A 23,200-nucleotide genomic window follows, 5' to 3' on the forward strand; every position below is an offset into this window, starting at 1 on the left:
TGGAAGCGGCGTTTCGAAACGCCTGACCCGTCGTTTCAAACCCAATGCCCCGGGGCGGTCCGAACGGCTCGCAAACGGGTGACGCGATAAGGCGCTTGCGCGTCCGGGGCCAGCACGACGCACGGAGGTCATCCGATGCCGCGACTCTTCACAGCCCTCGAAATTCCACAGGACGTCGCACTTTCGCTCTCGATGCTGCGCGGAGGCCTGGCTTCGGCCCGGTGGATCGATCCAGAGAACTATCACCTCACCCTGCGTTTCATCGGCGACGTCGAGCCGCGGCTCGCCGACGAAATCGTCGCGGCCCTCGACAGGATCGAGAGGAAGAGCCTGCGTCTGACGTTCAGCGGCCTCGGCGCCTTCGGCAACAAGAAGCCCCATTCGGTCTATGCCGAGGTCGCCCCATCGCCGGACCTCGCGGCTCTGCAGGCCGACATCGAACGGGCCTGCAAGCGGATCGGACTTGCCCCGGACCAGCGCAAATTCGTGCCGCATGTGACACTGGCCCGGATGAAGAATGCCAAGCCGTGGGACGTCGCCCATTATCTGGCGCTGCGGGGCGGGTTTCGCAGCCGCAGCTTCGACGTCGACCGGTTCGGCCTGTTCTCGTCGCGCGATTCGGTCGGCGGCGGCCCCTATGTGCTCGAAGAGGCATTCGCTCTGGCGCCTCGCGAAGAGCCCGCACCGCCCGCGTCCCACTCATACGGCTCGCTTGCGCCAGATTTCGGATGAGGTTTGGTCCGCGCCCGGCCTAAAGCTCCGGAAGAAAACAAAAAACTGCCGCGCAACCGCCACGCCGGGGGTTGAGCAAAGCAACGTCGGTCGCCATTTCTGATCAGACAACTGTTTGGGAAACGGCGATGGCGATCGACGAGCGGAAAATCGAGGACATCCTCAGGATCGGATCGGAGAAGGATCAAAGGCAGCGCGAGAAGCGCGTCCGCTCGTCCTTCTTCGACACCGTTCGCCGGGCGCTGCGCCACGTGCCTTTCATGCAGGACGTCATCGCTTCCTATTATTGTGCGATCGACCCGGAGACGCCGGCCTACACCCGGGGCATCCTGCTTGCGGCCCTCGCCTATTTCGTTCTGCCCATGGACGTCATTCCCGACGTTCTGCTCGGCATCGGCTTCACCGACGACATCGCGGTTCTCCTGGCCGCCTTCAACGCGGTCCGCGGCAACATCAAGCCGGAACATTATCGCCGCGCCCAGGACACGCTGAACGAACTCTCCGAGCAGGCCTGATCGTCCCGGCGGGGCAGAAATCGCCTCTCAGGTCAAACTCTTGCCCGATTCGTTTCCTTGTTCGACGAGGGGTCGTGCTCACGATGCCTGCAAATCTCTCGACACCGGCCGCAACGTCGCAGCCGGCCGTCGGCGGAATTGTCCGCTTCCATCATGATCCCGCATTGCCCGTTCAGACCGTAATGGGCCCTTAAAATCGTCTCGTGGTCTTTTGCCGTTCGTTAACCATCGCTAAACCGCCGTGGTCTAGTCTGGCGCAAGTCATCATTTTCCGACGGTCGCCGGGCCTCGGTGAGGTCGCGGCAACCGCCCGGAAGACGCACACCGGAGAGCAGGAAACAATGAATTCCAAGACAATCCTGACGACCGCGGCCGCATTGCTGATCTGGGCCAGTGCGGCCGTCGCCGCCCCGACGCCGTCACGGATGAACACCTTCAACGACTGGGGGACCTATTCCTATTCGGCCTCCGGCGGTAAGGTCTGCTACATCCTGTCGACGCCGAAAAAGCTGTTGCCGGCCAACGTCGATCACGGCGACATCTTTTTCCTCGTCTCCCAGAAGCCCGGCGAAGGCGTCTCCTACGAGCCGCAGGCGGTCATGGGATATGAGCTCAAGGAAGGCTCGAAGGTCACGATCGACATCGACGGCAAGAAGTTCCTGATGTTCACCAAGGGCAATTCGGCCTGGATGGAGAACGCCGCCGAGGAGCCGCAGCTCGTCGCGGCCATGAAGGCTGGCCGGTCGCTGAGCATTTCGGCGACGTCGGCGCGCGGCACCAACACGAACTACACCTACTCGCTGTCGGGCGTCACCGCTGCGCTGAACTCGATCAAGTCCTGCAAGTAGGAAACGGCGCACACGGCGAGGCTGGCGATCGGGGGCCGGACGGCTCCGCCGCCTTTCCGTCACGCTCGCCGGCGTTGAGCCTCAACGCCCCGCCTCAGGCCCCGCCCTTTCGGTGGGGCCATTTCGTTCGAAGCATCGGGTCCAAGGCTGCCTGCCCCGGACCGTTGCAGGCGGCGTGCGGGCTGCCTATGTCATCGTGTGATCACGATGAGATGAGCCCATGATCTTCACCAGCGCCCGCCTCGCTCTGTCCGACCTTCTGTCGCCGCCCTTTCGCGCGACGCTGTGGAAGTCGCTCGGGCTGACCGCCGTGGTGCTCGTCGTCCTGTGGTTCGGCGTCGAGGCGGTCTTCGAATGGCTGGCCGTGCCGTTCCTGACGAACCTCTTTCCCGACGCGCCGCAATGGGTCGATCAGGCCGGCAATGTCGCGGGCTGGGGCGCGGGCCTCGCTCTCGCCATCGGACTGTTGTTCCTCATCGGGCCGATCAGCGCGATCATCGCGGGCTTTTTTCTCGACGATGTCGCCGAGGTGGTGGAGCGTGACGGTTATCCCGGCGCCCCCGTCGGTCGGCCCGTTCCGCTCTTGCGCGGCATCGTCCTGTCGGTGAAGTTCTTCGGCATCGTCATCCTGGGCAACGTGATCGCCCTTGCGCTGCTTCTGGTGCCGGGCGTCAACATCGTCGCCTTCTTCCTCGTCAACGGCTATCTCGTCGGCCGCGAATATTTCGAATTCGCCGCCATGCGATACCGCAACGAGGCCGACGCCAAGGACTTGCGTTCGCGCCATTCCACCACGATCTTCCTCGCCGGTCTCCTCGTCGCCCTGTTCATGGCGATCCCGATCGTCAATCTTCTCACGCCGCTCTTTGCCGCCGCCTTGATGGTGCATCTCCACCAGCGGATCTCGGCGAGGCATGGCGGTCTCGTCGGCCTCGACGACCCGAGGGTCAGGGTTGCGGACGCTCCGAAGGCGGACCGGGCGGCAGAGGCCTGAGTTCGGCCGGACTGTCGCTCGTCTTCACGGCCGCCTTGCACAGATCTGCGATGACGCAGGCTTCACAGTCGGGTTTGCGCGCCTTGCAGACATAGCGTCCATGCAGGATCAACCAGTGATGAGCATGCCGGCGATAGGGCTGGGGAACGATCGGCAGAAGGTTTGCCTCGACCTCGTCGGGGGTCTTGCCCGGCGCGAGAGCGAGCCGGTTTCCGATTCGAAAGATGTGGGTGTCGACGGCGAGCGTCTCCTCGCCGAAGGCGACGTTGAGGACGACGTTGGCCGTCTTGCGCCCGACGCCAGGCAGCGCCTCGAGCGCCGCCCGGTCATGCGGCACCTCGCCGCCATGCCGCGCGAGAAGCGCCTGCGAAAGGGCGAAGACGTTCTTGGCCTTGTTGCGGAAAAGCCCGATCGTCTTGATATGCTCGCGGATGAGGTCCTCGCCGAGGCCGACCATGGCTTCCGGGGTGTCGGCGGCGGCGAAAAGCCCCCGGGTCGCCTTGTTGACGCCGGCGTCCGTCGCCTGGGCGGAAAGGGCGACCGCAACGAGCAGGGTGAAGGGATTGGTGTGTTCGAGTTCGGATTCGGGCTCCGGCCGCTGGACCGAGAAACGCCGGAAGATCTCGGCGATCTCGTCCGGCGTATAAGGGATCTTCACGCGGCGTCTCGCCGCAGCCCCTGCCCGCTTGGCGGCCGGTGCTTTCCCCGCGGCCTTTGCGCCTGCCCGCTTGACCCGAGAGGCCGGCTTGTCGATCTTTTCACCCATGGTCGCCCTATAGCGAGCTTGGCCGATGGATGACAATCGCGATCAGGATGAAAGCGGACGCGGATCGGCCCGCACGGGTGCCGGTGGGGCGCGGTCTGGCGGCGACCAGGCGATCTTCCGGGCGCTCCTGACGCCCTACCGCTCGCTCGGGCGGGGCGGCTTCACGCTGATGATGAGCTTCTTCTGCCTCGTCAGCGTCGTCACCGGGATCGTGTTTCTGATCAACGGCGCCTGGCCGGTAGTCGGTTTCTTCGGGCTGGACGTCCTGATCGTCTGGTGGGCCTTCTCGGCAAACTATCGCTCGGCCAAGGCCCGCGAGGAGGTTCTGGTGACGCGCACCGACTGCGCCATCCGCAAGACCTCGCCCAAAGGCGTCGTGCGCGAGGCGCACCACAATCCGTTCTTCGCAAGGTTCTCGGTCAATCGCCACGAGGAAATCGGCATCACCAGAATGAGCGTCGATTCGAAAAACGTCTCGACCGAGATCGGCAGCTTCCTCAATCCCGACGACCGGGAAAGCTTCGCCGAGGCGTTTCGCAAGGCGCTGACGACGGCGAAGAGGGGATAGGGCCGATCCCGAAAACTTTCCCCCGGCTTTCCAAAAAGATCATGCGAAACCAGAAACATGGAGCGGCATGACGAGCCGGGCTCATTTCATGTCCACTCCTGGAGACTGACGAAGTTCTCCGATCGTCCCGGAAAACGGGTGGCGACGATCATTTGCCCATGCGCAGATAATGGCGAAGGAGATACGATCATGTTGTCATTCGCCACCGAAGACTGCCAGCCTGTGCCCCTGCCCCAGTTGATGCCCACGGGACGCGCTGCATTGACCGACTACGAGACCGTGCGGCGGATGATCGAATTCATCTCGACCGAATATCGCAGCCAGCCGAGCCTTGCCGAGATCGCCGAGGCCGTTGGACGCTCGGAAGAGACGCTGACCTCGCTCCTGAAGCGCTGGGCCGGGCTGACGCCGAAGGGTTTCCTGCAGGCGGTGACGCTCGACAATGCCCGGCGCCTTCTCGACGACGGGGCGTCCCTTTTGGACGCGGCCTATGAGGTCGGCTTCTCCGGCCCGTCGCGGCTCCATGATCTCTTCGTCAAACACGAGGCGGTCTCGCCGGGGGATTACAAGGCCCGTGGGCAAGGCATCGATCTCTTCTACGGCTTCCACCCGACGCCCTTCGGCCTGTCGATCGTCGTCGCGACCGAGCGCGGCCTCGCCGGCATCGGCTTTGCCGACCCTTCCGACGGGGGCGAGGCGACGGCCCTCGACGACATGCGCCGCCGGTGGCCGAAGGCCCGCTTCACGGCCGATGCCATGCGAACAGCGCCTTTCGCCAGGCGGATTTTCGAGCCGTCCCGCTGGCAGGAGGATCAGCCCCTTCAGGTTGTCCTGATCGACACGGACTTCGAGATCCGCGTCTGGCAGACCCTCCTGCAGATCCCGCTCGGCAGCGCCACCAGCTATTCGACCATCCCCGAGAGGATCGGCGCGCCGAAAGCTGCGCGCGCGGTCGGCGCGGCGGTCGGGCGAAATCCGGTCTCCTTCGTCGTTCCCTGCCACAGGGTCCTCGGCAAGAGCGGCGCACTGACCGGTTATCACTGGGGCATCACCCGCAAGCGCGCGATGCTCGGCTGGGAAAGCGGCGTCCTCGCCCGGGAGTAGCGAGACGGTCGCTGCGAACTGCCCGGCCGGAACGCGGACCGCGCTCTTGGCTCTCCGCCCATCGGAGGAGCGGGCGCCATTTGTTCGATTTCATCGATCAAATAGAGAAAAACTATCGGTTGGACCGATTGATGGCCGGATTATAGGTCTCTGGGGTGTTCAGTATCCATCCCGAGATCCACCATGACCACCGTTACCCCATCCGAGGCGCATAGCGCAGAATCCGGCGCCGCCTCGATCCTTCCCGGCCTCGCGCTTACCAGCGCCATCGCCCTCGCCTCATTCGCGCTCCACGCGCTTCCAGGCATGGGCCTCGTCAGCCCGCTGATCCTGTCGATCATCCTCGGGATGGCGCTGCACAATGTCGTTGGGACGCCCTCGGCCGCGATCCCGGGCGTCAAGTTCGGACTGAAGCGCGTGCTGAGGGCCGGCATCGTGCTTCTCGGCCTACAGCTCACCATCAGCCAGGTCGCCGAAGTCGGCTGGCTCGGCGTCGTCGTGATCGTCGCCACGCTCGCCTCGACCTTCGCCTTCACCAAATGGCTCGGACGCCTCATCGGCGTCGAGACGAAGCTTGCCGAGCTGATCGCCGCCGGCACGTCGATCTGCGGTGCGTCCGCCGTCATCGCGACGAACACCGTCACCCGCGCGCGCGACGAGGACGTCGCCTATGCGATCGCCTGCGTGACCGTGTTCGGCTCGCTCTCGATGGTGCTGCTGCCGCTTGCCGACAATCTCCTCCATCTGAGCCCGGAAACCTACGGCCTGTGGGCCGGCGCCTCGATCCACGAAGTGGCGCAGGTGGTCGCCGCCGCGTTCCAGGGCGGGGATCAGGCCGGCCATTTCGGCACGATCGCCAAGCTGACACGGGTGCTCATGCTGGCGCCGGTGGTCATCACCCTTGGTCTCGTCGCCGCGCGCCGGGCGAAGGTCTCGACGGCGTCCGGCGGAGCCGGCGTTCCGGTGCCTTGGTTCGTTCTGGGCTTCATCCTGATGATCGGCGTTGCCTCAAGTGGCCTCGTGCCCGCGGCGGTCATGCCGGACGTCGTCTTAGCAACGCAGTTCATGCTGGCCATCGCCCTCGCCGCCATGGGGCTCGAGACCGACATCCGCAAGCTGGCCGCCAAGGGGCTGCGCCCTGCCCTTCTCGGTGCCGCGGCCTGGATCTTCATCGTCGTCTTCGCGCTCGGCCTGATCCTGATGACCGGCGCCGGCAGCTGATCGGCTGCAGCATCCGGCACCTGCAATCGCCCGCCCGGCGCGAGGATCAGGCCTTGTGCCGGGCGGAATCGTTCTTGCCCGTCTCGTCGTCCTCGTCGTCGTCCCTGGCGAACAGGAACTTGTAGGTGCCAAAGCAGCCGATCAGGCAGATCGCGGCTGCGCCGAGATAGAGCGGCCAGGTGGAGTGGCCCGCGAAATAGGTCTGGAACGCCGTGCCGAAGAGAAAGGCAAGGCCGCCATAGGCGAGCGACCAGGCGGCCGCGCTGATCGAATTGTACAGAAGGAACAGGGGCCAGTTCATTCGCATCGTGCCGGCGACGAAGCCGTTGAGCTGCCGCAGGATGATGATGAATCGCGCGACGAGGACGACCACGAAGCCATAGTCCTCGAACCGCTCCTCGACCATCTTGAAGCGCTTTTCGCCCAGCCCGAAGCGCTCACCCCAGCGCACGACCATCGCGCGGCCGTATTTTCGGCCGACCAGATAGCCGATGTTGTCGCCGATGATCGATCCGAAGAACGCGGCTCCGAGAACCAGCAGGATATGCAGCGAGCCATCGCCCGCCATGAGACCGCCCGCAACGACGAGGCTCTCGCCCGGCAGCGGCATCCCCGTCGATTCCAGAAGGACGACGATGAACAAAAGGCCGCATCCGTATTGCGCGAGATATTCGGTCAAGGTCGGTCGGCCTCGTTATTGGCGCCGGGCGCGCTGTTCGTCCCACCCTACCTCGCTCGCACGAAGGGGTTCTGACGGCAAGAAGGCTTGCCTCGGCAATTCGTCGTCACGCCCGATCGAGAAGCGCAACCGCCTCCACGTGATGTGACCACAGGAACTGGTCGAGCGGGGTGATCGAGGAAAGCCTGTAGCCACCGTCCAGCAGGATCTTCAGGTCGCGCGCGAGTGTCGTAGGGTTGCACGACACGGCTGCGACGCGCGCCACGCCGGAGGCGGCGATTTCACGCGCAAGACCCTCGGCGCCCGATCGCGGGGGGTCGAAGACGATGCCGTCGAAGCGCTTCAACTCCTTCGCCGGAACCGGGCGCCGGAACAGATCGCGTCGCTCGGTCGTGAGCGGCTTCAAGCCTTTCGTCGCGCGCTGCGCCCGATCCTGCGCCGCCAAGGCAGAGGCCTCGCTTTCCACCGCATGGACCGCCGATTTTCGCAGGAGCCGCAGCGAAAACGTGCCGCAGCCCGAGAAGAAGTCGGCGACGCGCTTGGCACCCGCAAGATGGGCGAGAACCAGATCCGCCATGGCCGCCTCGACGCTGCCGACGGCCTGAAGGAAGGCACCGGGCGGCAATTCGACCGCAACGCCCGAAAAATCGACGACCGGCGGCCGCGCCTGGACGAGGATCTCGCCGCTGACGCTCAGCCGCGCGATGCCGGCCTCCAGCGCGAGCGCTACCGCCCGCTGCCGGGTCTTTTCCACAAGTCGCGCGGCATCGCTGGCAGCAATGTCGAGGCCGCTCGTCGTCGCCGTCACCAAGAGCTTCAGCGGTCGCTTGCGGTCGATCAGCAGCTCGGCGAGCCTGCGCAGGAAAGGCAACGCGGCTTCGATCGCCGGCAATGTGATCGGACAGGCCGTAATTGGCACGACGACGTTCGAGCGGGCGGCGTTGTAGCCCAAAAGCATGCGGTTGCCGACTCTGACGGCGGTCAGCGTCACGCGGCGGCGTGAATGCGGCGCACAGGCGACGAGCGGCGCCACCTCTGCGTCGATCCCGCCCCGTTGAAGGGCCGTGACGACGAGACCATGCTTGAACGACCGATAAAGCTCGTCATTCGCGTGCTGCAGATCGCAGCCGCCGCAGGTGCCGAAATGCGGACAGGCCGGCTCGCGCCGCGTGGGCGACGGCTCGACAAGCTCGAAGCGCGAATGGCCGGCGGGCCGATCCGCAGCGATCTCGACGACGTCGCCGGGCAGCGTGAAGGGAAGATAGATCGGCCCCTCGCCACCTTGCGCAACGCCGTCGCCGCGCGCGCCCAGACTGTCGATGGTTACTCGCATCAAAACACCGCCTTGCGCCCGAAAAGGAGAAATTCGCGATTGCCGTCGCCCCCGGCAATCGGCGATTCGATCAGGCCCGCCGCCTGCCAGCCCGGCTGTTGGTCCAGCCACTCGCGAAGGGTCTCGCAGACCATGTCCGCCTCCCTGGGGTCGCGCAACAGGCCGCCCTTGCCGATCGCCTCGCGCCCGGCCTCAAATTGCGGCTTTATCAGAAAAACGCCTTCCGCGCCGTGCTCGGCGAGCGCAAGCGCGGGTGGCAAAGCGAGCGTCAGCGAGATGAAGCTGACGTCGCAGACGACGAGCGTGATCGCATGGCCGGCCAGATCATCGCGCGTCAGATCGCGGGCGTTCAGCCCCTCGACGACGGTGATCTTGGGATGGCCCACGAGGGTGGGATGCATCTGCCCGTGGCCGACATCGATGGCGACCACATGCGCCGCGCCATTCTCGACGAGCACCTGGGTGAAGCCTCCCGTCGACGCGCCGACGTCGAGCGCGGTTCGCCCGTTGGCCACGACGCCGAACCGGTCGAGCCCGGCTTTCAGCTTCAGCGCTGCGCGGGAGACATAATGCTGGGCCGGATCGTCGATCGTGACGACGGCGTTCGTCGCGACACCGAGCGAAGCCTTGGTCTCAACCCGGCCATCGACGCGGACATGGCCGCGCAGGATCGCGTCGCGGGCCCGCGACCTTGTCGTCGAAAGGCCCCTGTCGACGAGACAGGCATCGAGGCGCATGCGTTTGACGAACGGGTCTGACATGCCCGGCGTGATGCGACGGGCACTGCGCTTTGGCAAGCTAAAACGGCCGGGGCCGTGATACCGGTATCAGCGGAGCCCAGATGGTTGGGACACACCCGATAATTCGGGAAACCTGTCTCCCGACCCGATCGCCCCGCTCAGCGCCCGACCGCGACCTCAGTGGCCGCGCTTATGGGTTTCGGCTTCTTCGCGGATCGCCTCGTCGTGATAGGACGCTCCACCCATGGCGAACTCGACGAAGTCGGGCAGATTGCCTCGATTGGGACGACGGGTCGCCTCGACCGCGGCGCGACGGGCCGCAACCGGGAACTGCAGGATCTCGGCACTCGGCCGGTTGTCGATCGTGGTCATCGGTCATTCTCCTCCAATCTCTTATCTCGCACGAGAGGGGGTTTGCTACAAGTGGGTATGCGTATTCCTTATTCAATATGATGAAATATTAGACTGTTTTTTGCCTACTTTATGCTCACGACGCCATGCCTGGCAGACCCGTAGCCGGGCCTGCCGATAGCGTCACAATTGCATAAGCAGCCTTTGCGAGCCTGAAGCTGCGGCTGCCGCCCCGCGACCACTCGTCACAGTAGAAGGCCCTGCCGGATCACCGCCTCCGGCGCGTTTGGCACGGATCATGCATCATCACAGGCGGGTCCGTCAGGCGCGTCCACACGCGCCCACGGTCAACCGATGTGTTTCGATACGCGAAAACGCGTCCAGCGATGGAAGATGATTGATGACGAAATATAAGCTCGAATATATCTGGCTCGACGGCTACACGCCGGTCCCGAACCTGCGCGGCAAGACGCAGATCAAGGAGTTCTCGGAGTTCCCGACCCTCGAAGAGCTGCCGCTCTGGGGTTTCGACGGCTCCTCGACGATGCAGGCCGAAGGTTCGAGTTCCGATTGCGTCCTGAAGCCGATCGCGGTCTATCCCGACCCGGCCCGGCTCAACGGCGCGCTCGTCATGTGCGAAGTCATGATGCCCGACGGCACGACGCCGCATTCGTCGAATTCCCGTGCCACCATCCTCGATGACGACGACGCCTGGTTCGGCTTCGAACAGGAGTACTTCTTCTACAAGGACGGCCGTCCGCTCGGCTTCCCGGCGCAGGGCTATCCCGAGCCGCAGGGCCTCTACTACACCGGCGTCGGCTACTCGTCGGTCGGCGACGTCGCGCGCGAGATCGTCGAGCTTCATCTCGACCAGTGCCTCGCTGCCGGCATCAACCACGAGGGCATCAACGCCGAGGTGGCGAAGGGCCAGTGGGAATTCCAGATCTTCGGCAAGGGCTCCAAGAAGGCCGCCGACCAGATGTGGGTCGCTCGCTACCTGCTGCAGCGCCTGACCGAGAAGTACGGCATCGACATCGAATATCACTGCAAGCCGCTCGGCGACACCGACTGGAACGGCTCGGGCATGCACTGCAACTTCTCGACCAAGTACATGCGGGAAGTCGGCGGCAAGGAGTATTTCGAGGCGCTGATGGCGCAGTTCGAGAAGAACCTCGAGGAGCATATCGCGGTCTATGGCCCGGACAACCACATGCGTCTGACCGGCAAGCACGAGACGGCACCGTGGAACAAGTTCTCCTACGGCGTCGCCGACCGCGGCGCTTCGGTCCGCGTCCCGCATTCCTTCGTCAACAACGGCTACAAGGGCTATCTCGAGGATCGCCGCCCGAACTCCCAGGGCGACCCCTACCAGATCGCCTCGCAGGTCCTGAAGACGATCTCGGAAGTGCCGACCGACAAGAAGGCACAGGCTGCCGCCTGATCCGAGGCGATCGGGGCCGGCTTTCACGATCGGCCCCGACACTGCCCAACGATCGATCAAACGCAAAACGGCGCGGTTCCGGACTGGAACCGCGCCGTTTCGTTTCTCAGAAGCTCGCGACCCTTCAGACGCAGCGCCCGGGCCGGCGGACGCTCAGGCGATCGGCACGACGACGAAGCGCACGTCGCCATTGCTCGCTGTGAGCAGGAGGAGTGCGTTGCGGCGCCCCTCTTCCTTGAGCTCGTCGATCTTCGCCTTGACCTCGCTGGCGCTCGAAACCGTCTCCTGCGCGACTTCGGTGATGATCATTCCGACCTCGACGCCCTTGTCCGCCGCCGCGGAATTGGCCTGCACGGCCGTGACCACCGCGCCGGAGGCATCGTCTTTCAGGCCGAACTTGTCGCGCGCCTCGTCGTCGATGTCGGCCAGCGACATGCCCAGCGTCTCGACGGCCGCCGTCTCGCTCTGTGTGTCGCTCGCGCCCGGCTTGTCCTCGGTCTCGTTTTCGGCCATCGCCTGCTCGCCTGCCTCCAGCCGGCCGAGCGTGACCTCTACGGTCTTCGACTCGGCGGGAGCCGAGACCGACGGCTTGCGCAGGATCTCGATCTTCACGGTCTTGCCGACCTTGGTCTCGGCCACCATTCGCGGCAGATCGTTCGAGCCCTCGACCTTGCGCCCGTCGAAAGACACGATGACGTCGCCGACCTTCAGGCTGCCGTTGTCGGACGGGCCGCCCGGCACGACGCCCATGACGACGGCGCCACTGCTTTGCTCGATGCCGAGCCCCTTGGCGATATCCTCGTTCAGGGCCTGCAGGCGGATACCGAGCCAGCCGCGACGCGTCTCGCCATATTCGCGAAGCTGGTCGATGACGTTGACCGCCAGATTGGACGGGATCGAGAAACCAATGCCGATCGACCCCCCGGTCGGCGAAATGATCGCGGTATTGATGCCGACGACCTTGCCGTACATGTCGAAAAGCGGGCCGCCGGAATTGCCGCGATTGATCGCCGCGTCGGTCTGGATGAAGTTGTCGTAGGGGCCGGCATTGATGTTGCGTCCCCGCGCCGAGACGATGCCGATCGAGACCGACCCGCCAAGGCCGAACGGATTGCCGATCGCCATCACCCAGTCGCCGATGCGCAGATCCTCCGAATCCTCGAAGCCGACGAATGGCAGGGGCTTGCCCGCCTCGACCTTCAGAAGCGCGATGTCGGTCTTGGCGTCCTTGCCGATCAGCTTGGCGTCATATTGGTCGCCATTGGGAAAGTTGACGGTGATGGTGTCGGCATCGCCGACGACGTGGTTGTTGGTCACGATCAGCCCGGAGGGATCGATCACGAAGCCGGACCCGAGGGACTGCACGCTCCGCTCGCCCGGCCCATCCTTGTCGCGCAGAAGGTCGTCGAAGAAGTCCTGCAGCGGAGAGCCTTCGGGCGCCTTCAAAGGCGGCACGCCGCGGCCCGGCTGCTTCACGCCCTGGGAGGTGGAGACATTGACGACGGCGCCGAGGAGCTTGTCGGCAAGATCGGCGACGGATGTCGGCCCCGAGCGGGTCGGGCGGGAAATGCCCGCATCCGACTGGGTGGCCGATGCTGCCCCTGGCAGCGATTCGGCCGCGGGCGGCGCGTTCTGCGTCACGCCGCCTTCCGTCGGCGGAACGGGAAGCGCAGGCACCGTCTCTTCCTGCCCCTCCGGGGCAATCGGAGCCCCCGGCGCGCTCGGTGACGGCTCGGCCTCCACCGCGCCCCCCGACGTCTGAGCGTCAGCGAAACGGCAGGGCGCGACGCTCGCGAGAAGCGCAGCCAGCAGGACAGGCAGCAGCGTTGGAACGTGTTTCGAAGTCATCGCAGGGCCTCAAACATCTGGCGCCAAGTCGGACAATCGAGATGTCGAACGTCCCGGCACCGAGCGGAGCGGAGAAATTCGACTTAATCAAGAGAATAGCGCCCAGTTGGAGAAATGGTGATCGATCGCGGCGGCGTTGTGGATGGCAAAGGGTGCGACCGAACGGCGCGTCCGCAATCGCAAGCGCCCGCCGGCATCAGTGACGGGCGACCCATACGATGACGACCCCAAGGCACGCGGCCGACAGACCGCCATAGCGCAGCTGCTGCGAGGATGCCGCGAGCGCGGACTTGGCAAGCCGCCGCGCGAACGTCGGAAACAGGCAGTAGACGATGCCCTCGATCACGAGAAGGAGGCCGAGGGCATCGAAGAAATCGATCATCGCTCGGGCCGTCGGCTACTGGACCGTCGATGTCGTCACGCCGGGCGTGACGTTCGAGCCATCGGCGGTGGCCGGCTCAGAACCGGACCCCGAAGGCCCAGCGGGCTGGCTCGAAGCCTGACCGGCAGGTGCCGGCGCGGCGTCGCTCTGTCCGGCAGCCCCGGCGGAGGAAGCTGCGCCATTCGCGGACGAATTCGCCTCAGGCTCGGCGGCGTCGATGGCGCCCTCAAGGGTTTGAGGGGTCGAGGCCGGCTCGGCCGAGGCACGAGGCGTGGCGGCTTCACCGCCATTTTCGGCCTGCCCTGCCGCGGCTGCCGGTCCACCCGAAGGCTCGGCGGCGCTGGAACTGGTGCCGGACGGCTGCGAAGAGCCCGGCGCGGCCGGCCCGCTGGAGGCGCCGGACGGCGAGGCGCCCGCCGGCCCGCCTTCCTGCTTGAAGTAGCGGAAGAACTCGCTGTCGGGCGACAACACCATCGTCGTTCCGGCATTTTCCAGGGCCGTGCGATAAGCCTGCATGGACCGGTAGAAGTCGAAGAACTCCGGATCGGCCCTATAGGCGCCGGCGAAGATGTTGCTTCGCTCCGCGTCACCCTGACCCTTGATGATCTCCGAATCCTTGCGGGCGGTCGCGACCGTCTCCGTGACCTCGCGATCGGCCGCCGCGCGGATCTCGCGCGCGGCCACCTGACCGCGCGCCCTCAGCCTTTCGGCCTCGGCGAGACGCTCGGCCTTCATGCGCTCGTAGGTCTGCTGGGAGACTTCCTGCGTGAGGTCGGTCCTGCGGATCCGCACGTCGTCGATGGTGACGCCGAGGCTTGCCGCGTCGGGCCGGATCTCGTCGCGCACCTGCCGCATCATTTCCGTGCGCTCGTTCGACAGAGCCGCCTCGAAGCCGCGCAGGCCGTAGACCCGGCGAAGCGCCGCGTCGAGACGGGTGCGAAGCCGCTGCTCGGCCTGGACGATCGAGCCGGAAACGGTCTGACGGAATTTCGCCGCGTCGGAGATGTTGTAAACGAGGAACGCGTCCACTTCGTAGAACTTGCCGCCCGAGACCTGGACGCGGATGTTGTCGAGGTCGAAGCGCAGGAGCCGGTCCGGAAGCATCTGGACGGTATCGGCTCCGACGAAGGAGAACGGCAGCTTGAAGTTGAGGCCGGGCTCGTCGATGACCCGGCGGATCTCGCCGAATCTGAGGACCAGAGCCTGTTCCTTCTCGTTGACGACGAAGACCGAGTTCCACACCAGAAGAGCGGCGACGGCCAGGACGATCAGAACGCCATAAAAACGGTTGGCCATCAGTTGTTGGTCTCCCTGCTCGCGGTTCCGGTGTTTCTCGGCGCGCCTCGTTCCGCCGGTCGGTTGCTGTTCAGATCATTCAGCGGGAGATAGGGAATGACGCCCTGCGCCCCGCCGCCCTGGCCGTTCTGCTCCAGGATCACCTTGTCGGAATCGCGCAACACGCCTTCCATCGTCTCCAGGAACAGCCGCTTGCGCGTGACTTCCGGGGCTTTGCGGTATTCGTCGAGGATCGAGGTGAAGCGCTGGGCCTCACCCTCGGCTCCCTGAACGACGCGGCTCTTGTAGGCCGAGGCGTCTTCGCGGATCTGCGCCGCCTCGCCCTGCGCCTGACCGAGCTGCTGATTGCGGTAGCGATTGGCTTCCTCGCGGAAGCGATCCTCGTCCTGCTCGGCGCGCTGCACCTCGTCGAAGGCATCGGCGACCTGAGCGGGCGGCGCGGCATCCTCGATCGAGATGGCGTTGATCCGCACGCCGGCGCCATACTGGTTCAGCGTGTCCTGGGTGATCTGGCGGACCTCTTCGGCAATGCCGGCGCGATCGTCACGGAAGACGTCCTGAACCGGCCGTCGGCCGACCACTTCACGGATCGCGCTTTCGGAGACCTGCTGCACCATCGCGACGGGATCGTCGACATTGAAGATGAAGTTTGCGGGATTGTCGACCTGATAGAGAACCGCGAACTGAACATCGACGATGTTCTGGTCGCCCGACAGCATCAGGCCCGAATTGTCACCGCGCTGATTGGAGCCGAGCGTGATCTGGCTTTCGACCGTCGGCACCGTGTCGACCGTCTCGAAGGGCCAGAACATGAAATGCAGGCCGGGCTCGGACAGTTCGGCCTTCGGCTTGCCGAAGAGCATCTCGACGCCGACCTCGTCCGGCTGGACGGTGTAGACGCATTTGAACATCCAGAGCACCGCGCCGACCACCACGACCAGGGCGACCCAGCCGAAGGCAGCGCTGCCGCCGCTCCCGCCGCCACCGCCGGGCATCGCCCGTCGCAGGCGATCCTGCCCGCGCCGCAGGATATCTTCCAGATCCGGCGAATTCCCCCCGCCCGTCGGCCGGGGCCCTTGCGGCCGCTGGCCCCAGGGGCCGCCGCTGCCACTGCCTTTCCAGCCGCCATTGCCGGTCTGATTGCTCCAGGGCATCGATGTCCTTTCAATGATCCGGGCCACCGGCGTCAAACCGATCCGAGCCCGCCTATGAGACGTCCTCAGCCCTTATAGGAACTGCAAAATTCGCTTTCAACGCATCCGCGACCTTTTCGCAGGCCACAATGCCAAAACGGTTTCGAAGCGATGACTGCGGGTCTGGGCCGCAAGACGCGCTGCCGCAAGCTCAACCGGCGCGGCCGATCCTGCGATAGACGGCGAACCGGGTGGCGGCGCTGTCGCGCTCGCCTTGCGCCTCGTCCTCGCACAGCGTCCGTTCGAACAGCGCCGGATCGATTTCGGGAAAGCGCGCATCGCCCTCGGGCTCGGCCATGACCTGCGTGACATAAAGGGTCTGGAGTTCGTCGAAGAAGAGCCGGTAGATCTCCTCGCCGCCGGCGATCACGATTTCGTCCGAGCCGCGTGATCTCGCACAGTCGGCGGCGATCTTCCTCGCCTCGTCGGGCGAATCTGCGAGCCTTGCCCCTTCGAAGGGCAGACTGCCCTGCCGGCTCAAGACCACGCTGTCGCGGCCGTCGAGCACGCGCCCGATCGATTGAAGCGTCTTGCGCCCCATGATCATCGGCTTGCCCATGGTCAGCCGGCGATAGCGTTTCAGATCGCTCGGAAGCGACCAGGGCATTGCGCCATCGAGGCCGATGACGCGGTTGCGGCCCATCGCGACGACGGCCACGAGAGGGATGTCCACGCTCAAACCGAGACCTTCGCGGCAATATGCGGATGGGCCTCATAGCCCTCGATGACGATGTCCTCGAAGCGGAAGGCGAACAGATCGTCGACCGCGGGATTGAGCTTCAGTGTCGGCAAGGGCAGCGGCTCGCGGCCGAGCTGCAGCCGGGCCTGGTCGAGGTGATCGTTGTAAAGATGCGCGTCACCGAGCGTGTGGACGAAATCGCCGGGCTCGAGCCCCGTCGCCTGCGCGACCATCGCTGTCAAAAGCGCATAGGAGGCGATGTTGAACGGGACACCGAGAAAGATGTCGGCCGATCGCTGATAGAGCTGGCAGGAGAGCCTGCCGTCGGCGACGTAGAACTGGAACAGGCAGTGGCAGGGCGGCAGCGCCATCTCGTCGACCAGCGCCGGGTTCCAGGCCGAGACGATGAGCCGGCGCGAGTGCGGCGTCTTGCGAATCGCGTCGAGGAGATTGGCGATCTGGTCGATATGGCCGCCGTGATAATCCGGCCAGGAGCGCCACTGGGCGCCATAGACCGGGCCGAGCTCGCCCGCCTCGTCGGCCCATTCGTCCCAGATGCGAACCCCGTTCTCCTTCAGATAGGCGATGTTGGTATCGCCTTTCAGAAACCACAGAAGCTCATGCACGATCGATCGGATGTGGAGCTTCTTGGTCGTCAGGAGCGGGAAGCCGGCGGCCAGATCGAACCGCATCTGATGGCCGAATACCGAGCGCGTCCCGGTTCCGGTCCGATCGCTTTTTTCGGTGCCCTCGTTGAGGACCCGGTCCAGAAGGTCGAGATACTGGCGCATCGTTTTCCCAAGGCGGCACGTCGAAGGCTCGCTCCGCACGGAGCCGATCTGTCTTTCCTCGAATGGCGAAATGTCCGCGCGCTGTCGACAGCCTGCAGCAATTTCCCCCGGTTTTTCGCTGAAATCCGCTCGAAAGAAGCCTGCTGCGGCCGGCGATCAACTTCAAGTCATCGAAATCGCGGATTGCATTTGCGCAGTGCTTCACCGCCCCAGGCGCCGATCATGGCGATTACCTTGCCCCGAATGCACATTGCTCGCTCCGCAGCTCTTTTCACAGGCGTGCAAGATCCTTATATTCGAGCCGTCGGGCATTTGTCCGACTATGGCGATAAACGTTCGTTGCAATAAGCCTTTCGGACCCGGGGGCGGTACCCGGCGCCTCCACCACGTATCACGGCCAAGCTCATGCGGCCCTGATACGCGGCGGGGGCGAAATAGGATCGACGAGGGTGTAAAGAGCGAATTTTTGCTCGGCATGGTTCCGCCGTTATCGGGCCGTAACAATAGTTGCCAACGACAACTATGCGGAAGCACGTCTCGCTGCGTAAGCAGCGCGAACGCTTCAATTCAAGTCCTGGGGGTTCGCACTTCTAGGCGGGGCTCGGAGGCGCCTGGCAACAGAAGCCTCCACTTTTATCTGTGCGCCGATGCGTCGTTAGATCCGCATGCGCGGAATGGGGAATGAGGGGATCGGAACGCCGGAATGGGCCAGGATCTTATTCGATACGATGTTCTCGCGCAGGAGGCCCTGCGCGGCGTCATCCGCAAGGTGCTCAGCGAGGTGGCCAAGACCGGGCTGCCCGGCGAGCACCATTTCTTCATCACGTTTTTGACGTCAGCCCCGGGCGTCAGGATTTCCTCGCGTCTGCGGGAGAAGTATCCTGAACTGATGACGATCGTCGTCCAGCACCAGTTCTGGGACCTGCAGGTGACCGAGGCTTCGTTCGAAGTCGGGCTCTCCTTCTCCGACATTCCCGAGCGTCTCCTGATTCCCTTCAGTGCGATCCGCGGATTTTACGATCCGGCGGTGAATTTCGAACTCGAGTTCGACGTTCAGGGCGCGGTGGCCGCCAACGCGCCGTCCGATGCCGAAGAGACCGGAGACGATCCGGTTCCCATGACCAAGCCCATCACCGCGCTCGGCGCCGACACGGGCAAGGAAAAAGCAAGGGCGGCACGGGACGGCAGCGGCGAGAGCGACGCCGCCCTCGCGGAGGGCGACCGTAAGGACGCCGAGGTCGTTTCGCTCGACGCCTTCCGTAAGAAGACCTGATCACAGCCAATGCGAGCCTGAGATCCTGATGGGCGATCGCGTCAATCTGCGGCAGTTTCGCAAACGACGTCTGCGCGACGACAAGGAGCGCAGCGCCGCCGAAAATCGTGCCCGAAGCGGGCGCGATAAGGCGGAAAAAGCGCTGGAGCGGGCAGAGCGCAAGCGCAGCGAGACAGCCCTCGATGGAGCCTGGATCGAGCGGGACGACAGCGCCGATCCCGATTTCAGGTGACCGTCGTCAAACGCTCCGTCTCGATCAGCGGCCACTCGACCTCGATCAGCATCGAAGAGCGCTTCTGGGAATGTCTCCGAGCGATTGCGGCTCGGGACGGGACATCCCTCGCCCGCCTGATCGGCGAAATCGACAGAGCGCGCGATCCGGGCGGCAATCTCTCCTCAGCGATCCGCGTCTACGTGCTCGAGGACGCCCTCGCACGCGCGACTTGTTCGACGACGCCAATCAGCGGCGTCAGAAATCCAGAGGATTGCTGACACCCGGCAGGGACTGAAACGTCGGCGCCTGCTTGGCTCTATTGGCATCGGGCAGTGGCTGTTCGAATGTCAAAGCCGGGGAAGCCGTCTCATTCTGCGCGCTCGAAGGGGCCAGGGTGCTCGGCTGCGGCCGACTGTTTTGGCGCTGCGTCTCGCGCCGTGCCGCTTCCGCGGCCCGCTCCCTGGCAGCCTGTTCCTTCGCCGCCTGTTCCTCGGCGGCCTTGCGCCGCGCCTCCTCTTCCTCCAGCGCCCGCGCCGCGTCCGCCGCGGCCCTCGCCCGGGCGGCAGCCTCGTCGGCGCGATCTTTTGCGGCGGCCTCGCGCCAGCGATAGAAGCGCCCCTCGCGCCGCAGCCTCAGCTTCTCCTCGAGGCTCTCCTGCATGGCCTCGACCCTGGCCTGCTCGCGCTCCAGCGCACGCACGGACAGGTAATTGGTGAGCGCCGTCGCATCCACCGAAAGCCGGGGCGCTTCGAGCGTGCCTTGCAGATCGTAGGTCACCACCGGGTCGGCGCCCTGAACCCGGTCGAGCCCCGGATCGATCGCCAGCCTCATGTCGCCGCGAAGATCCAGATTCTCGAGCCCGAGACTGGCGTCGATGGTGAGCTGCGTATCCTTTCCGGCAAGCTCCACCGGCGAAAGCCGCAGCGTTCCGCCCGTCACGGCAAAGTCCGTCGACGCCGTCGGGATCTCGAAGGCCGTCCCGCGACTGAGGGCCTGGAACGTCGCCGCCGTGTCACCCTGGGGCTTGAAGTCCGGCGCGTCCGCCGCGGCGAGCAGCGGTTTCAGGATCGCCTCCGGCACGCCTGGAATTTTCGCATTCACCAGCGTCAAGCCGCCAGCGCCGGAGAGCGCGGATATCAACGCCTGATAGGACTGGCCGCTGGAATCGAGCCGGATCTCGCCATCGAGACGCGCCGGCCCCTCCCCGCCCGAGAGCCCCGGCGCAAGGGCCGAAACGTCGACCCCGTCGGCATAGGCGGCCAGCGAAAATCCGGCGAGCCCGCCGGTGTTGCGCATCACCATCGTGCCCGTCGTTTCCGCGCCCCCCAATTTCGCCCGCATGTTGCGAAGCGCAGCCGATGTCGGCGACAGTTCAAGGCTTGCGGATACGTTGGAAAGCGCCGTGCCGCCGGCAAGATCCAACCGGCCGGCGGAAAGGTCGAGCGTCGAACTCCAGGGCGGCAGAAGGCTCGCGGCGAAGGCGTCCTTCGACCAGGAAACGGCGCCGTCCGGCCCCAGAAGCGGCCGTCCGTAGACGAGATTGGCAAGCCAGGGCAGCGACAGTTCCGAAAGCGTCACCGTGCCCCTTATCGGCTGGCCGGCCTGCTTGCCGAGATCGCCATCGACGTCGATCCCGGCGATGCTCCCGTTCAGCCCGGAGACTTGCCAGGTTCCGTTCTCGAACCGCAGGCCGGCATTCAGATCGGTGGGAACCGTCGCGAAGGACTGGCCGAGATCGATGGCGAACGCACGCAGCCAGGGCGCGACGTCCCCGCTATTGAGATAGAACGCAAGGTCGGCGCCCACGATGCCGCCGGGCGCGGCATCGACGCTGCCGTCGAGACTGATCTCGCTGCCGGGCGCGCGGATCGTCGCGCTGGCGACCGCTGGCCCGGTTTCGGCCGCGGAGACAGAGAGCTCCACCTCGAGCGGCGACGGCGGCGCGAGATCGACCGCCCCGATGCCGAGCTGGCGCATCAGCACCGTCGGGCGATCGTTCTCCAGCCGCAGGTCGAGGCCGAAGCGACCGCTCTGCACCGCCGCATAGATGCCGTTCTCCACGGCCGAATCGACGTCGATCCTGGTTCCGTCCGCCGAACCGTCGAGCCGCACCAGGAGCGTCGGCTTCTTGCCGGTCGTCCCCTTGATGACCTCGATCTGGCCGGAAAGCTTGAGCGGCGCCAGCCGGGCGGCGCGGGGCTCCAGCACTTCGATCAGGGGAATTCCGGGGCGCAGCCGTTGGAGGAAGGCGAAAAACCGTTGCGGATCGGCGGAACCGAGTTCGACGTCGAGCTTACCCGTCGCATCGCCGCCACTGAGGTCCGTAAGCTTGCCGGACGAGGAGATGTCGGCCCCGGCAAGTCCGTCGATCTTCAGGTGATCGACGTTGAGCGAATCGCCATCGAAGGCGAGATCGGCGTCGAGCCTGTCGGCTTTCGCACCGGCATAGGTGACGGGCCCCGCCTTCAGGGCGAGATCGAAGCGGTCGGCATCGGCGATCGAATGATCCTGGCCGGTGAACAGTCTCGACAGCGCCAGCAGCGCGTCGAAATCGACGTTGCCGCCGTTCAACCTGGCGCTCATCGTGGTTTCGCCGCCCGCCTCCTCCCGGGCGATGCGGCCGGTGATGACGTCTCCGCCCATGTCCATTTCCAGGGAATCGAAGATCTGGCGTGTCGGCGTCAGCGTCGTGCGGGCGGAAAACCCCGCCCGTGACAGCGATCTCACGGCCGGATCGACACGGCCGCTCAGCCAGTCGGAGAACCCCGAAGGCTGCTGCGAGGCGACGAGGAGATTGCCGGTGAAGACCAAGCCTTCGTCGAGCCCGAGATCGCCGGAAGCTTCGACGCGGGTGCGCCCCGGCACCTCCGCGACGAAGCTGTCGAGCTTCCAGCCGGCGGGCATGGGCTCGGCGACGAAAGCGACGTCGCGGATCGTGGTGTCTCCGGCGGTGACCACGGGCAGCGAAATCGTGACCTTGCCGTCGATCGTCGGCCGCGGCACGTCCGCCAGAACGGCGCGCATCGCCTCGACGCGGCGGGCAAGGCTCTGCTGAGGCGCCGTACCCGATGGCTCGCCGCCCGCCCTCGTCCCGTCTGCCGAGCGGCCATTCGCCCCCTTGCCGAGGGCATCGACATCGATCTGCTCGCCTTCGAGCGTCAGCGAGAAGCGCGTTTCGGCGCCATAGGCAAGACTGCCACTTCCGGTCAGGACATAGGGCTGCGCTCCGCCGCCGGCCTCGACCCGCATGTCCGTGACGCTCGCCTCCTCGGACGACAGGGCGATGGTCCCGCTCGCGCGGATCGGGACCGTTGCCGCCTCGGCGGCGTCCGTGAAGCGGCCTTCCTCGTCGACATCGAGAGATTCGAACGGACTTGCGTCGTCGGCGGCCGCATCGGCAAGCTTCGGCGCCGGCCGGACCAGGCTGACATTGCCCGAAAACGACGGAACATCGCCGGCGGCCGTCGCCCGTCCGTCGAGGACGATCTGGGCATCGAGGCCGGCATTGCTGGCGGTCACCCGCAAGGGCATCGTCCCGTCGTCTGCGGGAACGCCGGCCGAGAGGTCGAAATCCACGGTCTCGCCGTCGACGCGGAACGAGCCGGCGCCATCGAACGGCCCGGCAAGCGAGCCGGCCGATAACGTCGCCTCGAGGTCGGTGAGGGTCTTGGTGCGGCCGGCCGCCTCGTCCTCGATGACCACTGTGCCATTGTTGATCGCGACGTTCTGAAGAACGACCCTCGCGCCGGTCGGGATCTTTGGATCATCGACCACCCAGCGCACGCTGTCGTCGGAGCGCAGCGGCAGGCGCATCACCGGCCGGTCCAGCGTCATGGAATAAATGTAGATTTCGCCGGAGAGATAGGGCGCGAGTTCCGCGTCCATGCGGAAGCGGCCGATCGTCATCAGCGAGGATCCGTCGTCGTCCTCGACCTCGACGTCGCTGAAGGTGACGGAGGGAAACGGCAAAAGCCGCGCCGAGGCCTCGCCCCTGACGATGACCTTGCGTCCCAGAATCTGCGAGGCCTCGCGCTCGAAATCAGCCCGGTAGGCGGTCCAGTCGACGAAGTAAGGCGCCACCAGCGCCGCGAGGAGCGCCAGAACGAGCAATCCACCGACGAGGACGAATGCTCTGACCAGCTTCCTTTCTCCCTACCGTCTAACGACCATCCCTTGCGCGGATGCATCGTGCGACCCGTCATGACCGCCGGCATCCGCCAGCCGAAGATGCG

23 protein-coding genes and 1 other RNA gene are annotated in these 23,200 nt (G+C 65.4%); 12 read left to right on the forward strand and 12 right to left on the reverse strand.

Features of this window, described 5'->3' with window-relative positions:
- Window positions 1-135 precede the first annotated feature (135 nt).
- The 4 genes from thpR (at window position 136) to J6595_RS04960 (ending at window position 3,089) form a co-directional block, all read left to right on the forward strand.
- Window positions 136-732: an RNA 2',3'-cyclic phosphodiesterase gene (gene thpR, locus J6595_RS04945; RefSeq protein ID WP_209593319.1), complete on the forward strand. Its 597-nt coding sequence runs from the start codon at window positions 136-138 to the stop codon at window positions 730-732.
- Between the two features lie 134 nt (window positions 733-866).
- Complete coding sequence (locus J6595_RS04950; protein ID WP_209593405.1) at window positions 867-1,247, forward strand: YkvA family protein; 381 nt, start codon at window positions 867-869, stop codon at window positions 1,245-1,247.
- 341 nt (window positions 1,248-1,588) lie between these two features.
- A complete protein-coding gene (locus J6595_RS04955; RefSeq protein ID WP_209593320.1) occupies window positions 1,589-2,095 on the forward strand; it encodes an invasion associated locus B family protein in 507 nt (168 codons plus the stop codon).
- Window positions 2,096-2,315: 220 nt separating this feature from the next.
- Window positions 2,316-3,089 carry a sulfate transporter family protein gene (locus J6595_RS04960; protein ID WP_209593321.1) on the forward strand — a complete coding sequence of 258 codons (774 nt, stop codon included), beginning with the start codon at window positions 2,316-2,318 and terminating at the stop codon, window positions 3,087-3,089.
- Here the strand turns inward: J6595_RS04960 and nth are convergent.
- Window positions 3,043-3,855, reverse strand: a complete 813-nt coding sequence (nth, locus tag J6595_RS04965; RefSeq protein WP_209593322.1) for an endonuclease III — start codon at window positions 3,853-3,855, stop codon at window positions 3,043-3,045. The genes J6595_RS04960 and nth overlap by 47 nt on opposite strands.
- 25 nt (window positions 3,856-3,880) lie before the next feature.
- On the opposite strand from nth, the gene J6595_RS04970 reads away from it, so the two are divergent.
- From J6595_RS04970 to J6595_RS04980, 3 genes are all read left to right on the forward strand, one after another.
- On the forward strand, window positions 3,881-4,423 hold the full coding sequence (locus tag J6595_RS04970) for a DUF2244 domain-containing protein (protein ID WP_209593323.1): 543 nt from the start codon (window positions 3,881-3,883) through the stop codon (window positions 4,421-4,423).
- A gap of 240 nt (window positions 4,424-4,663) precedes the next feature.
- Window positions 4,664-5,527: a bifunctional helix-turn-helix domain-containing protein/methylated-DNA--[protein]-cysteine S-methyltransferase gene (locus tag J6595_RS04975; RefSeq protein ID WP_245197644.1), complete on the forward strand. Its 864-nt coding sequence runs from the start codon at window positions 4,664-4,666 to the stop codon at window positions 5,525-5,527.
- Window positions 5,528-5,710: 183 nt separating this feature from the next.
- Window positions 5,711-6,748, forward strand: coding sequence for a YeiH family protein (locus tag J6595_RS04980; RefSeq protein WP_209593325.1), 1,038 nt, complete (start codon window positions 5,711-5,713; stop codon window positions 6,746-6,748).
- Between the two features lie 46 nt (window positions 6,749-6,794).
- Here the strand turns inward: J6595_RS04980 and J6595_RS04985 are convergent, their stop codons facing one another.
- The 4 genes from J6595_RS04985 to J6595_RS05000 form a co-directional block, all read right to left on the reverse strand.
- The gene (locus J6595_RS04985; RefSeq protein WP_209593326.1) at window positions 6,795-7,427 is read right to left on the reverse strand and encodes a DedA family protein; all 633 of its coding nucleotides are present in this window, start codon (window positions 7,425-7,427) and stop codon (window positions 6,795-6,797) included.
- Between the two features lie 106 nt (window positions 7,428-7,533).
- Window positions 7,534-8,760: a class I SAM-dependent RNA methyltransferase gene (locus J6595_RS04990; RefSeq protein ID WP_209593327.1), complete on the reverse strand. Its 1,227-nt coding sequence runs from the start codon at window positions 8,758-8,760 to the stop codon at window positions 7,534-7,536.
- On the reverse strand, window positions 8,760-9,521 hold the full coding sequence (locus tag J6595_RS04995; RefSeq protein ID WP_209593328.1) for a TlyA family RNA methyltransferase: 762 nt from the start codon (window positions 9,519-9,521) through the stop codon (window positions 8,760-8,762). The genes J6595_RS04990 and J6595_RS04995 overlap by 1 nt, the downstream gene beginning before the upstream one ends.
- 156 nt (window positions 9,522-9,677) lie before the next feature.
- Complete coding sequence (locus J6595_RS05000) at window positions 9,678-9,872, reverse strand: DUF2735 domain-containing protein (protein WP_209593329.1); 195 nt, start codon at window positions 9,870-9,872, stop codon at window positions 9,678-9,680.
- Between the two features lie 379 nt (window positions 9,873-10,251).
- On the opposite strand from J6595_RS05000, the gene J6595_RS05005 reads away from it, so the two are divergent.
- The gene (locus J6595_RS05005; RefSeq protein ID WP_209593330.1) at window positions 10,252-11,292 is read left to right on the forward strand and encodes a glutamine synthetase beta-grasp domain-containing protein; all 1,041 of its coding nucleotides are present in this window, start codon (window positions 10,252-10,254) and stop codon (window positions 11,290-11,292) included.
- A gap of 153 nt (window positions 11,293-11,445) precedes the next feature.
- On the opposite strand, the gene J6595_RS05010 is transcribed toward J6595_RS05005, so the two are convergent.
- The 6 genes from J6595_RS05010 to J6595_RS05035 form a co-directional block, all read right to left on the reverse strand.
- A complete protein-coding gene (locus J6595_RS05010; RefSeq protein ID WP_209593331.1) occupies window positions 11,446-13,140 on the reverse strand; it encodes a Do family serine endopeptidase in 1,695 nt (564 codons plus the stop codon).
- A gap of 196 nt (window positions 13,141-13,336) precedes the next feature.
- Entirely contained in the window at window positions 13,337-13,522 is a 186-nt protein-coding gene (locus J6595_RS05015) for a DUF2065 domain-containing protein (protein ID WP_209593332.1), read from the reverse strand.
- Between the two features lie 15 nt (window positions 13,523-13,537).
- Window positions 13,538-14,818: a protease modulator HflC gene (hflC, locus tag J6595_RS05020; RefSeq protein WP_209593333.1), complete on the reverse strand. Its 1,281-nt coding sequence runs from the start codon at window positions 14,816-14,818 to the stop codon at window positions 13,538-13,540.
- On the reverse strand, window positions 14,818-15,972 hold the full coding sequence (gene hflK, locus J6595_RS05025; RefSeq protein WP_209593334.1) for an FtsH protease activity modulator HflK: 1,155 nt from the start codon (window positions 15,970-15,972) through the stop codon (window positions 14,818-14,820). The genes hflC and hflK overlap by 1 nt, the downstream gene beginning before the upstream one ends.
- 190 nt (window positions 15,973-16,162) lie before the next feature.
- Window positions 16,163-16,684: a dihydrofolate reductase gene (locus J6595_RS05030; protein ID WP_342453092.1), complete on the reverse strand. Its 522-nt coding sequence runs from the start codon at window positions 16,682-16,684 to the stop codon at window positions 16,163-16,165.
- 2 nt (window positions 16,685-16,686) lie between these two features.
- Window positions 16,687-17,481: a thymidylate synthase gene (locus J6595_RS05035; RefSeq protein ID WP_209593336.1), complete on the reverse strand. Its 795-nt coding sequence runs from the start codon at window positions 17,479-17,481 to the stop codon at window positions 16,687-16,689.
- Window positions 17,482-17,745: 264 nt separating this feature from the next.
- On the opposite strand from J6595_RS05035, the gene ssrA reads away from it, so the two are divergent.
- The 4 genes from ssrA (at window position 17,746) to J6595_RS05055 (ending at window position 19,246) form a co-directional block, all read left to right on the forward strand.
- Window positions 17,746-18,113, forward strand: a transfer-messenger RNA (tmRNA) gene (gene ssrA, locus J6595_RS05040).
- Between the two features lie 71 nt (window positions 18,114-18,184).
- On the forward strand, window positions 18,185-18,754 hold the full coding sequence (locus J6595_RS05045; RefSeq protein WP_209593337.1) for an SspB family protein: 570 nt from the start codon (window positions 18,185-18,187) through the stop codon (window positions 18,752-18,754).
- A 28-nt stretch (window positions 18,755-18,782) separates the two neighbouring features.
- Window positions 18,783-18,986, forward strand: a complete 204-nt coding sequence (locus tag J6595_RS05050; protein WP_209593338.1) for a DUF4169 family protein — start codon at window positions 18,783-18,785, stop codon at window positions 18,984-18,986.
- Window positions 18,983-19,246, forward strand: a complete 264-nt coding sequence (locus J6595_RS05055; RefSeq protein ID WP_209593339.1) for a ribbon-helix-helix domain-containing protein — start codon at window positions 18,983-18,985, stop codon at window positions 19,244-19,246. Before J6595_RS05050 ends, J6595_RS05055 begins: the two co-directional genes overlap by 4 nt.
- Here the strand turns inward: J6595_RS05055 and J6595_RS05060 are convergent.
- Entirely contained in the window at window positions 19,224-23,108 is a 3,885-nt protein-coding gene (locus J6595_RS05060; RefSeq protein WP_280890354.1) for an AsmA family protein, read from the reverse strand. The genes J6595_RS05055 and J6595_RS05060 overlap by 23 nt on opposite strands.
- Window positions 23,109-23,200: the final 92 nt, after the last annotated feature.

Origin of the sequence: Jiella mangrovi (assembly GCF_017815135.1) — a bacterium.
Lineage (GTDB): Bacteria > Pseudomonadota > Alphaproteobacteria > Rhizobiales > Rhizobiaceae > Jiella > Jiella mangrovi.